The sequence below is a fragment of the Mesorhizobium sp. WSM4817 genome (assembly GCF_055811135.1).
In genome coordinates this window covers 1-13,581 of record NZ_JBVVQQ010000006.1, presented here as the reverse complement: position 1 = coordinate 13,581, position 13,581 = coordinate 1, and the positions used below count along the sequence as shown (strand labels likewise).

Below are 13,581 nucleotides of genomic sequence, written 5' to 3'. Positions count from 1 at the left end.
GGGTGCAAGCTCACAGCGCCTGGGTCGTGTAATCCCCTTCCGGCTCGTAGAGGCCGTCCTCGATCTTGGTCTTGTGGACGACGTTCAGCCGGCCGCCTTCGACCCTTGAGATGTTCTGGATGCCAAAACACTGGTGGATCTTGCCGTTGAAGGTCTTCGGCCCTTGCGGATGCTCGGGGCCCTCGGCGAACTCGGTCAAGGCCTCGGTCGCCTCGACCAGCTTGGCGCGGTCTTCCGGACCCTTGTAGCCGGCATCCTCCATCGCCTTCTTGACGACATAGAGCGTTTCCCAGCAGCCGAACATGTGCGCGGCGGTGGAGACGTCCTTCGGATCGCCGACGGCGGCGCCATTGTCGTCGATGCCGACGGCGGCGCGATAGGCCTTCTGCGCGGCGGAATCATCTGGCTGCGCGTAGCGCGGCGAGCCTTCCCAGAAATGGCTGCCGTCGAGGAATTCGAGGCCGGGGCTGTTGATGTCGGTGGCTTCGAGCGAATCGATGAAGCCGAACAGCTGCGGCCGGCTGGAGCCGTAGAACTCGCCGAGTTCCTTGACGAAGGTGAGCACCGCAGGGCCGACCATGACGTGGTAGATCACCTCGGTCTCGGCCGGGATCTGCGGAAAATATTTGGTGAAGGACGATTCCGTCGGCGGGATGGCGATCTGGGCGATGACCTCGGCGCCCTGCGCCTTCAGCGCCGGCGGCAGGTAGTCGCGATGGTCGTAGCCGAAGGCGAAATCGGGGAAAATCTGCGTCACCTTCTTGCCGGCATTCGCCGCGATCCACGGCGCCATCGCCTGGATCTGGCTCTTCACGTCGGTGATGCCGGGCTGGAAGACGTAGCGGTTGAGCTTGGTCGAGGCGACGTGGTGGCCTTCGCTGACGACAAAATAGGGCATCTTGGCCTCGCCGGCGGCCGGCGCCGAGCCGATGACGACATGCGAAAACAGCGTGCCGTAGACGATGTCGGTCTTGTGCTGGGTGGCGAACTTGCCGACCACTTCGGCGCCGCGGCCGGGATCGGTGCCGTCATCCTCGATGATCACCTCGACCGGCCGGCCGTTGATGCCGCCGGCTTCGTTGATCGCCTTGACCGCGGCTGCGGTGGTCCGCTCGTACCAGCGGCCATAGGCGGCGCCGATGCCGGTGCGGTGGGACTGGAAGCCGATCTTTATCGGCGCCGAGCTTTGCGCCTGGCTGTAGCGCACGAACCCAGGCGCGACGGCAAGGCCGGCGCCCGCGGCCAAGCCCTTGAGCGCCGTGCGGCGGGTGAGGCCGGTTTTGGAAAGATCGAAAAACCCATTCTTGTCAGTCACGGCAGTTCCCCTTGTTTTTTGAGTTTTGACCAATGATGAGGCGGCTTGAGCGTCCTCGGTCAGAGGATGCGAAAATTGCATGTGTACAAATCAGATCACCAAAGCTCTTGCGTGGCAAGCGAGCTTTCCCTCCCGCTATTAAGCCCCTTCCTAAGGAGTTGATATCCCAGCAAGCCGCCGGATTTGAACGCCTTTTTCTCGCAGTAGGTCCCGAGGACATAAATTGCAGGTTGATGAACCTAAATCACTTCTGGCCGGTCGGGATAGGAGGGGTAGGCTCTTGCTTCGTCTGAGTTGCTGCTGGCACATTCGGCATTAGCGGCTGGGAAAAGAACAAAGCTCCGAAAAGGATACCCAACATGACGAAACCGAGAATGTAGAAGATTGAGAGCCGCCGGTTCGAGTTCATCTTGAAGCCAAGAATGCGAACCGCCCCACTGACCTCTGATATTGTCCGACCCAAAGATATGTCAGGCACCTCGTTCTTCAGTTCTGTCTCAATTTTTGTCGCGTGTACGACCGCCCCTTTTAGAAGAACGTGATACCAGTACCGATCCATTATGTAGAACATGAGCCATGCGATGGCCGCCGCAATTATGAAGCCCAAACCTGCTGGAAACGTGTATCCATGCAGTGTGGTCATGAGCTTGTTCTGGTATGAAAATCCGACTGCCGCAATCAGAACTCCAAGCACAGTCAGACCAAAATTACGTATCCGCATTTCCAAGTCATTGAAATGTTGCTGTACATCTACTGACTTTTTCCAAATCTCAATCCCGTTGCGTATACGTTCCGAGCTCGGGATTGTCTCCAAGGCGGCCGCCGGGGCTTGAAAGTCGCAATAAATGTAAATCTCGGCGAAGCTTTCTTTGAGGGTAGCGGTTGCTTCGCCAGTTTCGCTTTTGGCCGAAATTTTCCTCTCTCGCTCCACGTCCTCTTCTGTCCAGTGAGAAACCCGTTGAAGCAGATTGTATTCAGGTTTTCGTTGGCTTTCGCCATACTTTGCATGAATGTCCAACACGCCGAGATCGCGTGCCATTGCCACGTCCTTGAACAGGCTATCACCGACATACGCTGAACGATCCAGCGACGCCCCGACCTCCTTGATGATATCGCCGAGCACTCGTGGATTAGGTTTTAGTTCACCTGGTGGCGTGTGCCGGATCTTTGTCACCTGTAGTTCGTAGAAGTCGTCAGGCAAGCGGCGGAGCTTATCTATTGAAACTCCCGCTGGATGATCGTGGTCAATAGGGCTAAATAGGACATCTATTACACCATCGAGCCCAAACCTCTTGAGGCGGTAAGCGCTGTAAAACGCCATGCTTTCAGTGTAGGCTATTATTCGCGTTCCACGCTGCTTGATATCTCAAAGGCTGCGGAAAACACTGGGATACAGAGCTAGGTGTTGGTCCCGATTTCGCCGAGAGACATCAACAGCATCTTTGAAGCGATCCCGGATGTCGCCCTCGGCCCGTAACGCCTCTAAAACTTCGACCTCCTCTAGGAGAAATGTGTACTCCGATGTGCGTCTGGCTTGGTGCACTCGTCTGATGCTAGCATCGACGTCTGCGGGCGGTAGGCCTGATTTGGCAATGATCTCTCTGTAGATGGGTTCGAAACTGGCGTACCATACTGCGAACCAGTCGAAGAGCGTGTTGTCTATGTCGAGAATGAGGGTATCGATAATCTTATGGGACATCGCGTGTATCTCACCTTGCCCTTTGGTCGACGGGCCTTGCTTCACTAATACCTACGTTGGGTCCGTCGGCGCGTCGAAACGCGGAGATGACCGCAACCGCCATCGCCTATCAGGAGACGGCTCACGGAGCCACGCTAAACGACACGCTGCTGCGAAGCTCCAACTCAGCACACAAATCTGTGCGTTCGGCCAGCGCCGATTAAGAGAACTGCCGCCTTGCGCGTGCTTCAGCGGTAGCGTCGAAATCCAATTAATTCCGCAGAATCGCCTGCCTACGCCCGCGCGGCGCAAGGAGGCGACAGCCGTCGCAGCTCGCGTTTGAGGTCTTCAGTCCAGTTAATACAACAAAGGCAAATTCGATAATATTGACGAGACGTCTGCCGTTATGCTGTTCTCTGCTTGCAAGCACACATGTGGGGGAAGATGACCTATAAAAGAGTGGAAAGTCCGACACAGACGGCACAGGATGCGATACTGCAGGCGAAATCAGGCGAAATATGGGGTGGAGTTCCACGCGGGGGCATGGAGCCTACCGTACAAGCCTATGTGGGCACCCTGGTGAACCAGCGCGGGATACAATTCGAAACCGAGATCAGTCCAGAGCCCGGCAGCAGCTCCCCCTTTGAGGCGAGATGGTATTACTCTCGAACGCCCGGCGTACTTCGACGGACCAACAACCAAGGAGAAGATATGGCTTGCATCACGGCAGATGTAATCAACATGCAGCCCTGACAATGGTGAAAAAGCGGAAACAGTCATTAGGACCATTGGTCTCCCCCCAAGCCATTATGTGGAGGCCAATCGAGTATTTCAGCGATATAACTTTGGACGAACAGGATGAATTAGACCATTTTAAATTCGTCGGGTATACAGAGCAGAATACACCATTTGACATCAGAGTGTATTTAGGTCATCCGCCTGAAACTGTCACACTTTATTTGCCTAGCGATATCAATCAGGACGACACGATCCAAGAGCAGATTGAGACTGCCATTAGGGTACTTGAAATCCCTGAAAGCGCTCTTGCATGGAGGCGGGGTTGGGAGATCGAGTATGGTGGACTTAAACGTCCAGCCAAGGACCGTTTACGGGAACCTGAAGCCAGGATCTTGGTGTTGAAGATCCTGGCCACCTTGGCTAACCGTGAGGCCGACACTGGTCGCATCAAAGACTTGGTGCCGCGATTTTACAATCTATCTGATGGCGACCTGAAGAAGTCGAAGACCCGAAAACATGAAGCAATGTGGCGTCAGATTATTGGGAATGTGAAGGTTCATCATGAAGGAAAGAACAGCATCTTCAGCCTCGGCCTCGCACAGGCTGTGAAAGGCGGCATCAAGTTGACAGACAGAGGTGTTGATTATTTAAAAAGCATTGGATTTCTATCTTGATCGGTGTATCTCGCCTTATATCCGAGAGGAATCCACCTTAACTCCGAGTGGCTGTTGTAGTCTTTGTCCCACACAAACCACGCGTACGCAGTTGTTCCTGAACCTTTCTGGACACTACCCGATGGATAGAAGGTAATTCTCTCGCTAAAAATCCATACTCGAGAGGGCGGAGTGTCTTTGAATATTTTTCGCTGCCTATTGGCGCCCTCGAGAAAGGCAAGTCGCAACAGCATTGCGAACTTTCTACGCGATTTGCGAAGCCCCGCATCAACAAAACCTTCGGCGGAATTATACGGCGGGTTCGTAATTATGTTTTCAGCTTCACGATCTGCCGCCAAAAAATCGAGACCAGGTTGCCCATATCCGCGATTATAAAGATCAGAAGCAAATACGCGATTACCGTAATGTTCTATCACCTTCGCCATTGAGCCGTCGCCACAGGCCGGTTCCCAGACATCTCCCACGAAACGCTCGTTGTCCATCAAGGCGTGCGTTGCCCAAGCAGGTGTCGGAAAAAAATCAGGTCCACCGAGGTCCGCGAACCGCTTTTGCGTCGGCTTGAAACCGCCGTTGAGATTATAGGTCGCGTCCATATTCTGCCCATTGCTAGCGGTTGAGTGTCGCCACAAACGCTCACACGAGCAACGCGGCAGATGTGAACATTTAGAGAACATACAGGAATTTGTGAAGGGGGCTGCCTATGCCATGTGCGGAACTGTCGATCAATTATCTGTTGAGAGATCACACAACAAACCACCCTCTTAACGTAGCGCCGCGCTTTTAGATTATATGAATTTTGACACTTCTTCGGCACTATTACAGCCGAGAAAACCGTGCAAAATTAACGCTGTCGTGGGGTAGAAGGCCGCCCGGGATGTCGAGGCGCGCGGCCTTTGTCTCATCCGGCCGCCGGCGTGGCAAGCAACCAGAGGCCAAAGATCGTATAGGCGATCATCAGCACGGTGAGCGGAAGCTGGCTGATCGCGGCGCGGCCGGGAACCGGGTGCAGTCGCCAGGCGAGGCCATGCGCGACGAGCACGGCGAGCATGTGGCCAATGATGATGACGCCGGCCTGGATATTCCACAGCCACCATGCCGAGCCGGCGCCGGCAGCGACGCCGGCTTCGATCGGCATGTCGGCGGTGCCGAACAGGTTCCAGCCCAGCGTGAACGGGTCGGAAAGCGCAGCCAGCGCATATTGGCCATCGACAAGCAGCGCCGTCAGATAGTGCGCAACATGATAGGCGAGCGCGATCGGCACGATCGACCAGACCAGCAGCCCTGCGGCCTGACTGAGGGAATGCGGGCTGCCGGCAAGATGCTGGCCGAGGACAATGGCAAGGATGAACGCGGCTGCAAGGAGGACGAACGTCAGCACGAGTCCGAAGGTGCCGACGCCGATCACCGCCGTGCGGCCCGGAAATTCCAGCGGATTGATGCCGAACAGGCCGAGCCAGAAGAAGGTTTTCGACAGGCCGTCGAAAGACACCGACGACAGCGTCAGCAGCAGGAAAGCAATGCCGCTGAGCGACAGCGGCGCGGCATTGCCGAGCTTGGCGCCCGGCCAGCACAGACTGAGCCGGCCACCTTCATTGCGCCCGCCTTCGTTGCGCGCAAGGAGGGCGAATCGCGCCACCATGGCGAGGAAGACGGTCAGGAACTCACCGCGCCGGGTCCAATCGCGGTAGCCGAACACCAGCATGGCGGCAAAACTCAGCAGCCAATAAAGGCCGGCGGCCCAAGCGAGCCGCGCCGGGTCGTCGGGCGCCGGGTCGATCAACTCGAACCAGGCGAAGGCGAAGAACAGCGCGAAAGCCGGCCAGCAGCCGAGCCACGCAGGCGGTCGCCATGTCTTGCGATTGCCGACCTTGCGATTGCCGAACAGGCGCGAAATGACACGCCAGGGCCCGTACCACGGGTTGAGCCATGACCAGAGATTGCCGAACAGCCCCTGCAGTAAAACCAGGCCAACCCAGAGCAGCGTCCAGATCGCCAGCGGCAGCGGGTTGGAGAGCGGATCACGGCTGCCGAACAGGCCGGCCGCAATCAGAATTACAAAGCCGGCAAAAGATATCAAGCTGACGGCCGCCCGCGCGCCGTCGCCGAATGCGAACAGCGGCAGGCGCCGCCACCAGAAGCGGGCAGGAAAGTCTGAGGGCAGCAGCGCCAGGACAAGAAAACTGGCTGCGACCGCGAACGCGCCGCCGGCGACGTAGTAGCCGGTGGGCAGAAGCAGGACGTGGCCGCGATCGGAGGCATGGGCGAAGGCTGGGGTGGGTGATGCGATGAAAGCCGAACAGATGAAAGCTCCCGTCCAGAAAGAATATGCTCGCCCGCAGTGATCCTTCACACCCCCCTCTGTCCTGCCGGACATCTCCCCCGCAAGGGGGGAGATTGGCTGGCACGTCGGCTTTCGCCAATCTTCGACGTTGCAGGAAGGGCGCCGTTCGAACGAACTGCCGATCTCCCCCCTTGCGGGGGAGATGTCCGGCAGGACAGAGGGGGGTGGGCGGGAACTCACGCTATCCGAGATTTCCCTTTTGGCGACGCGAAACCATTCGCAGCCCCCTCACACCTTGACCAGCTGCTCCACGCGGTCTTTCTCGCCAAATATGCGCAAATAGCGCTCGATCTCTTTTTCGTCGCCGGTGGCCTTGGCGGGATTGTCGGAGAGCTTGACCGCCGGGTGGCCATTGGCCTCGGTGACCTTGCAGACCAGCGAGATGGCGTCGAGCCGGTTGGTTTTGGTCGGCGCGCAGCCCTCGAAATCATTGGTCAGGTTGGTGCCCCAGCCGAAGGACATGCGCACCTTGCCGTGGAAATGGCGGTAGGTTTCCTCGATGGTCTCGACCTCGAGCCCGTCGGAGAAAATCAGCAGCTTCTGTCTGGGGTCCTTGCCCTTTCCGCGCCACCAGGAAAGGATCTTTTCGCCGCCTTCGATCGGCGGCGCGCTGTCGGGGCGAAAACCGGTCCAGTCGGCGATCCAGTCCGGCGCGTCACGCAGGAACGCCGCGGTGCCGAAGGTGTCCGGCAGCACGATCAGCAGATTGCCGCCATAGTAGCGCTGCCAGTCCTGCAGCACCTTGTAGGGCGACTGCTTCATTTCCTTTTCCGAATTGGCGAGCGCGGCGAACACCATCGGCAGTTCATGCGCGTTGGTGCCGAGCGCCTCGAGGTCGTTGTCCATGGCCAAAAGCACATTGGAGGTGCCGGTGAAAGCCTCGCCGATGCCTTCCTTCAGCGCTTCGACGCACCAGCGCTGCCACAGGAAGGAATGGCGGCGGCGGGTGCCGAAATCCGAAATGCGGATATCCGGCAGCGCTTTCAGCCGCTCGGTTTTGGCCCACATCTTGGCCTTGGCGCGAGCATAGAGCACGTCGAGCGCGAAGGGCCCGAACGCCCGCATGGCGGCGCGAGAGCGAAGTTCATTGATAATTGCCAGCGCCGGGATCTCCCAGAGTGTTGTGTACATCCACGGACCGCTGAAAGTGAGCTCGTACTGGCCATCGCGCTTGGAAAGCTCGTATTCCGGCAACTGGAAATTCTCGAGCCAGGCGAGGAATTCCGGTTCAAAAATCTGCTTGCGGCCATAGAAGGTGTTGCCGCCAAGCCAGATCATCTCTTTCTTGGAGAAGCGCAAGGTGCGGGCATGGTCGAGCTGATCGCGCAATTCTGCCTCGTCGATCTCCTCGGCAAGGCGAACCGAGGTGGTGCGGTTGATCAGCGAGAACGTGGTGTCGATCTTGTGATACATGCCCCAGATCATCTGCAGCATCAGCAGCTTGTAGAAATCGGTGTCGAGCAGGCTGCGGACAATCGGGTCGAGCTTCCAGGTGTGGTTGTAGACGCGCCGCGCTATATCGGTCTTGGTCATGTCTCGATGCCGCCTTCGCTGCTCGCCCTAGCTTTTGTTTAGCGCTTTTCCCGGGAAGCCGCTGCGCACTATTCCGGGAATTGCTCCAAATGCCTCTTAGCATTGAATTTTTGAATGCGCCTCCCGCTTTGCCGGCTGGCCCGACAAAAAGAAAAGGCTGCGGGAAGCGCGCTGCGTCGGCTGCAGCAACTTCAGGGCGCGGTCTTGGCGCCGATCACCCTCAGCGCCGGACGCTTCCTGCGGATGCCGATGCGGCCCGCCACCGGCGCATCGGCGCGGCCGTCGGCCTGCTCCTTTTCGGCAAACAGCCAGTCGATGAACAGCTGCACGATCGGCGCCGACCTCATCTCGTTGCGGCAGACGACATAGAAATCGTCGACCGCCGGCACCGACAGGCTGAACGGCGCGACCAGCAGTCCCCTGGCAAGCAGTCCGCTTGCTGTCACCGTATCGCCCAGCGCCACGCCATGGCCGTGGACCGCCGCCTCGCTCGCCATGCGCGCGTCGCCGAGATGATGGCGGCGGCCGCGCTCCAGATCCAGCGCGTCGGCGGCGGCCAGCCAGGTGTGCCATTCGCGGCCGTCGTCCCCGTGCAGGAAGACGTGATCGGCGAGATCGCGCACGGTGCGGATCGGACGGTTGTTGATCAGCGTCGGGCTGACCACCGGGAACAGCTCGAGGCCCGACCATTTGCGCATCCAGCAATCGGTCCAGCTGCCATCGCCATAATGCACGCAGATATCGATATGCGGCGCGCGGACGTCCTTGGCATCATTCGACGGGATCAGCGTCAGCTTGATATCGGGATACTGCGAGGTGAAGCTGCCGAGCCGCGGGATCATCCACAGCAGCAGCAGTGCCGGCACGCAGGACACCGACAGGGCGCCGGTGCTCGCCGGCCTTGTCATGCGCTGCGTGGCGGCGGCGATGCCGTCGAAGGCAGTCGACACCGCCGGCAGCAATTCGGCGCCGTGCGGCGTCAGCTTCACCCGCTGACCGGCGCGCTCGAACAGCTTGACGCCCAGCGACTGTTCGAGCGCCTTGATCTGATGGCTGACGGCGCCGTGGGTGACGTTGAGCTCAGCCGCCGCCTTGGTCAGCGAGGCATGGCGCGCCGTCGCCTCGAAGGCCCGCAATGGATTCAGGGGAGGCAGACGCTTGGCCATCGGAGCCTCAAAGGAGCACAATCCCCGGACTTGGGACCAGGTTTTGGATAAGACCGTGCTCGACATTAATGTGAGATTTTCTCACAGCAAAGACCCTAACAATATCAATTGATTTTTCAATGCAGCTGCAAGACACTTTGGTCGTACAGCATCAAGACGTGAAAATCCGCAGGCAGCCGGCGCGACCGTCATTGATGGCCGCTCTTCACCAGCCATGGAGGACCGACATGGGTTATAACAGCGGCAAGCTCGAAGCGTTGCGCCGCAAATATGGCGAAAGCCATGGCGGCGAGATGTTCGACCCAAAATTCCGGCGCGTCGCCGACAAGATTTTTTCCAAGAGCGGCACGCGGCTGGCACCCTATTCCGGCATCCCGACCTTCCTCAGCGCGCCTTACCGGGAAATAGCCGCCGACAATCCTGATTTCGGCGATCTGCAGGTGGCGATGATCGGCGTGCCGATGGACCTTGGCGTGACCAACCGGCCGGGCGCCCGCTTCGGGCCAAGGGCACTGCGCGCCATCGAGCGCATCGGCCCCTACAACCATGTGCTGGAATGCGCGCCGACACACGAACTGAAGGTGGCCGACATCGGCGACGTGCCGTTCCAGAGCCGCTACCGGCTGGAAACCAGCCATGACGACATCGAGCGCCGGACGAACCAGATCGTCGACGCCGGCGTCATTCCGCTTTCGGTCGGCGGCGATCATTCGATCAGCCATCCGATCCTGAAGGCTGTCGGCAAAAAAGCGCCGGTCGGCATGATCCATATCGACGCCCACTGCGACACCAGCGGCCTGTTCGACATGACCAAGTTCCACCATGGCGGCCCGTTCCGCAACGCGGTGCTCGACGGCGTTCTCGACCCGTCGCGCACCATCCAGATCGGCATCCGCGGATCGGCCGAATATCTGTGGGAGTTCACCTACGAATCCGGGATGACCGTCGTGCATGCCGAAGAGGTGACCGGCCTCGGCATCCCAGCCATCATCGCGAAGGCGCGCAGAATAGTCGGCGATGGCCCGACCTATGTGTCCTTCGACATCGACAGCATCGACCCGGCCTTTGCGCCGGGCACCGGCACGCCGGAAGTAGGCGGGCTGACGACGCGGGAAGTCCTTGAACTTCTGCGCGGCCTCAAAGGGCTCAACATCGTCGGCGGCGACGTCGTCGAGGTGGCGCCGCAATACGACGCAACCACCAACACGGCCCATGCCGGCGCGCAGGTGCTGTTCGAAATCCTCAGCCTGATGGTGTTCAGCCCGGCGATCTCAGGCAAGCGAGCTTAACGCACATCCAAGGCGACCGCCGCGCTGGAGCCGGCGGCCGCATTCAAACAAAACAAGCTTCCAGCAGGGGAACGACAATGACATTTCACATGAAATCATCCATCGCCGCCGTGCTGCTGCTCGCCGGCCTCGGTCTTGCCACCCAGGCCGCCAATGCCGACGCGCTCGACGACATTACTAAGGCCGGCGCGATCAATGTCGGCATTTTCTCCGACTTTCCGCCCTTCTCCTCGGCCAGTGCCGATATGAGCATCAAGGGCTATGACGTCGACGTGGCGCAGTTCATCGCCGACCAGCTCAAGGTCAAGCTCAACTTGGTCAGCGTGACCGGGCAGAATCGCATCCCGTATCTTACCGACAAGCGCGTCGATATCCTGATGAGCGTCGGCTACTCCAAGGAGCGCGAGCAGGTGATCGATTTCGCCGCCGCCTACGCGCCCTATTATATCGCCGTCATCGGCCCGGCCGCGCTCAAGGTCGAAGGCAAGGACGATCTCGCCGACAAGTCGATCGCCGTCAACCGCGGCACGCTGGAAGATACGTCGCTGACCGAGGCAGCACCCGCCTCGGCCGACATCCGCCGTTTCGACAACTATAATTCCGTCATCCAGGCCTTCATCTCGGGTCAGACCCAACTGATGGTCGTCGGCAACGATGTCGGCGCCCAGGTGCTCGCCCGCCAGGAGGCACTGAAACCGGAGCAGAAGTTCCAGCTTCTCACCTCGCCCTCGCATATCGGCCTCAACAAGAACGAGGACCGCCTGAAGCAGGCGGTCAACGACACGGTCGCCAAGATGCTGGCCGACGGCAAGCTGGACGAAAGCTCGAAAGCCTGGCTCAAAACACCGCTCAATCCCGACAACCTCAAGGATTGATCTCCGAGGTAAGGACCTATCATGGGCTACAGCCTCGACTTCGGCTGGCTTGCCGATGCGACAGGTGCGATCGCGCGCGGGGCGGCCATGACGATCCTTTTGATCGCCGTGACCACGCTGGCAGGAACGTTCCTCAGCATCCTCGGTGCAGCAGGGCGGCGAAACGGCCCCTTGCTGCTCAAGCGGGCAATCGGCGTCTATGTCGAAATTATCAGGAACACGCCGTTCCTTGTGCAGCTGTTCTTCATCTTCTTCGGGTTGCCCAGCATCGGCGTGAGGCTCGATCCGCTGCTGGCCGCCATGCTGGCAATGACGCTCAACATGGCGGCCTACACGATCGAGATCGTCGGCGCCGGGCTCGACGCGGTGCCGCGCGGGCAGACGGAAGCAGCCCTTGCGCTTGGGCTCAGGCTGCGTCAGGTCTTCGTCAAGATCGTGCTGCCGCAAGCGCTCAAGGTGATCTTTCCGGCGCTGACCAGCCAGATCATCATCATGATGCTGGAGTCCGCCGTGGTGTCGCAGATCGCGGTGCGCGAACTGACCTACGAGGCCGACATGCTGCAGGCGCGCACCTTCCGTGCTTTCGAGACCTATTTCGTGGTGACGATGGTCTATCTCGTCCTGTCGATGGGGCTGCGCCGGCTGCTGGTCAGCGGCGGCCGCCGCGCTCTGGGAGCCGGCGTGTCATGATCGAATTCACCTTCTGGGATATTGTCCGCAACCTTCTGCTCGCCGCGCGCTGGACGGTGCTTCTGTCACTGGCGGCCTTCGTCGGCGGCGGCGTGGTCAGCATGGTCGTGCTGTTCTTCCGGATCGCCAAAAATAAATGGGCGCGGCGGCTTGCGTCGGGCTACATTGCGCTTTTCCAGGGCACGCCGCTGCTCATGCAGCTCTTCCTGATGTTCTTCGGCCTGCCGATGCTGGGCTTGCGCATCGAGCCGTGGACCGCTGCAGCGCTTGGCCTGACCTTCTTCGCCAGCGCCTATCTCGCCGAGATCTGGCGCGGCGGCGTCGATGCGCTGCCGCGCGGCCAGTGGGACGCCGGCGCCAGCCTCGGCCTTCACTATCTGCAGGAACTCAGGCTGATCATCCTGCCGCAGGCGTTTTCGATCACCCGCGCCCCGACCGTCGGTTTCCTGGTGCAGCTGATCAAGTCGACCGCGCTGACCTCGATCATTGGTTTCGAGGAACTGGTCAGGACATCCAACGCCATCAACAATGCGACCTTCGAGCCGTTCACCGTCTATGGGCTGGTCGCCTTGATCTTCTTCGCCATGTGCTTCCCGCTGACGCAATATGCACGCTCGCTTGAACGACGGGCGACTTCAAACTAGCAAGCCGCCTCTGCGCTTGGCGTTCGAACGCCTTCTCCGCTTCTTCGGAGCTATCTCCTTGTTGGAAGAAGAGTTCTGTGTACTCTCGCAATGCTTAATCAAGGGCTTGGGATGAGAATTGCAATGTTGGTCGCGTTGGCCGCGACAGTAGCCGGGTGCGCGACCTCTCCTGTCGACTATGGAGCGTCGCTTTCGAAGCAAGACCGGAAATGGGCGTCGCCGGAGTGCCAGCAAGCCCGCATGGAGGCTTCGGACTACGACGCTCGCGAAAAAAAGCAGCCGGGTTGGGGAACCGGCGTCTTTCTTGGCCCGTACGGATTAGGGCTCGCAGCAGCCATCAAGGAGCACCAGCAGAAGCAACGAAAATTGTTCGCCCGCGCGGTGCACTTGCGGTGCTCAAGCCTTCCACTGCCAAAGGAGTTGCACAGTGACTTAAGCCCACAGGCCGCGCGTGCAAATCAGACGAAATATCCATAGACGTCACGACCCCGTCCTGCTTCGTGACGAAGCCGCTTTCATCAATGCCCAAAGGAGAGCGGCGGGGCGGGGCGCGCGCCCCCCCCCCCCCCCCCCCCCCCCACCCCCCCCCCCCCCCCCCCCCCCCCCCCACACCCCCCCCCCCCCCCCCCCCCCGCCCC

12 protein-coding genes are annotated in these 13,581 nt (G+C 59.7%); 6 read left to right on the top strand and 6 right to left on the bottom strand.

All coding sequences use genetic code 11. From position 1 onward, the window contains the following. Positions 1–10 precede the first annotated feature (10 nt). Together AC0L2K_RS10470 and AC0L2K_RS10465 are read right to left on the bottom strand one after the other, a co-directional pair. Positions 11–1,315, bottom strand: coding sequence for an ABC transporter substrate-binding protein (locus AC0L2K_RS10470; protein WP_473531297.1), 1,305 nt, complete (start codon positions 1,313–1,315; stop codon positions 11–13). Positions 1,316–1,559: 244 nt separating this feature from the next. Beyond that, positions 1,560–2,636: an HAD family hydrolase gene (locus AC0L2K_RS10465; protein WP_473531296.1), complete on the bottom strand. Its 1,077-nt coding sequence runs from the start codon at positions 2,634–2,636 to the stop codon at positions 1,560–1,562. A 1,073-nt stretch (positions 2,637–3,709) separates the two neighbouring features. Here AC0L2K_RS10465 and AC0L2K_RS10460 point away from each other — a divergent pair. Further along, complete coding sequence (locus AC0L2K_RS10460) at positions 3,710–4,405, top strand: hypothetical protein (protein WP_473531295.1); 696 nt, start codon at positions 3,710–3,712, stop codon at positions 4,403–4,405. Here the strand turns inward: AC0L2K_RS10460 and AC0L2K_RS10455 are convergent. From AC0L2K_RS10455 to gcvA, 4 genes are all read right to left on the bottom strand, one after another. After that, complete coding sequence (locus AC0L2K_RS10455; RefSeq protein ID WP_473531294.1) at positions 4,375–4,998, bottom strand: hypothetical protein; 624 nt, start codon at positions 4,996–4,998, stop codon at positions 4,375–4,377. The two genes, AC0L2K_RS10460 and AC0L2K_RS10455, sit on opposite strands and share 31 nt — an antisense overlap. A gap of 305 nt (positions 4,999–5,303) precedes the next feature. Next, positions 5,304–6,779, bottom strand: a complete 1,476-nt coding sequence (locus AC0L2K_RS10450; protein WP_473531293.1) for a hypothetical protein — start codon at positions 6,777–6,779, stop codon at positions 5,304–5,306. A 195-nt stretch (positions 6,780–6,974) separates the two neighbouring features. Beyond that, positions 6,975–8,279, bottom strand: coding sequence for a nicotinate phosphoribosyltransferase (pncB, locus tag AC0L2K_RS10445; protein WP_473531292.1), 1,305 nt, complete (start codon positions 8,277–8,279; stop codon positions 6,975–6,977). Between the two features lie 191 nt (positions 8,280–8,470). Further along, positions 8,471–9,445, bottom strand: a complete 975-nt coding sequence (gene gcvA / locus AC0L2K_RS10440; RefSeq protein ID WP_473531291.1) for a transcriptional regulator GcvA — start codon at positions 9,443–9,445, stop codon at positions 8,471–8,473. A 227-nt stretch (positions 9,446–9,672) separates the two neighbouring features. Between gcvA and speB the strand changes: the two genes are divergently transcribed. From speB to AC0L2K_RS10415, 5 genes are all read left to right on the top strand, one after another. Continuing rightward, positions 9,673–10,734: an agmatinase gene (speB, locus tag AC0L2K_RS10435; protein WP_473495073.1), complete on the top strand. Its 1,062-nt coding sequence runs from the start codon at positions 9,673–9,675 to the stop codon at positions 10,732–10,734. A gap of 77 nt (positions 10,735–10,811) precedes the next feature. Then, positions 10,812–11,609 carry a transporter substrate-binding domain-containing protein gene (locus AC0L2K_RS10430; protein WP_473531290.1) on the top strand — a complete coding sequence of 266 codons (798 nt, stop codon included), beginning with the start codon at positions 10,812–10,814 and terminating at the stop codon, positions 11,607–11,609. Positions 11,610–11,630: 21 nt separating this feature from the next. Continuing rightward, on the top strand, positions 11,631–12,299 hold the full coding sequence (locus tag AC0L2K_RS10425) for an amino acid ABC transporter permease (protein WP_023801531.1): 669 nt from the start codon (positions 11,631–11,633) through the stop codon (positions 12,297–12,299). Then, positions 12,296–12,943, top strand: coding sequence for an amino acid ABC transporter permease (locus AC0L2K_RS10420; RefSeq protein WP_473531289.1), 648 nt, complete (start codon positions 12,296–12,298; stop codon positions 12,941–12,943). Before AC0L2K_RS10425 ends, AC0L2K_RS10420 begins: the two co-directional genes overlap by 4 nt. A 111-nt stretch (positions 12,944–13,054) precedes the next feature. Beyond that, positions 13,055–13,420, top strand: coding sequence for a hypothetical protein (locus AC0L2K_RS10415; RefSeq protein WP_287221294.1), 366 nt, complete (start codon positions 13,055–13,057; stop codon positions 13,418–13,420). Positions 13,421–13,581 lie beyond the last annotated feature (161 nt).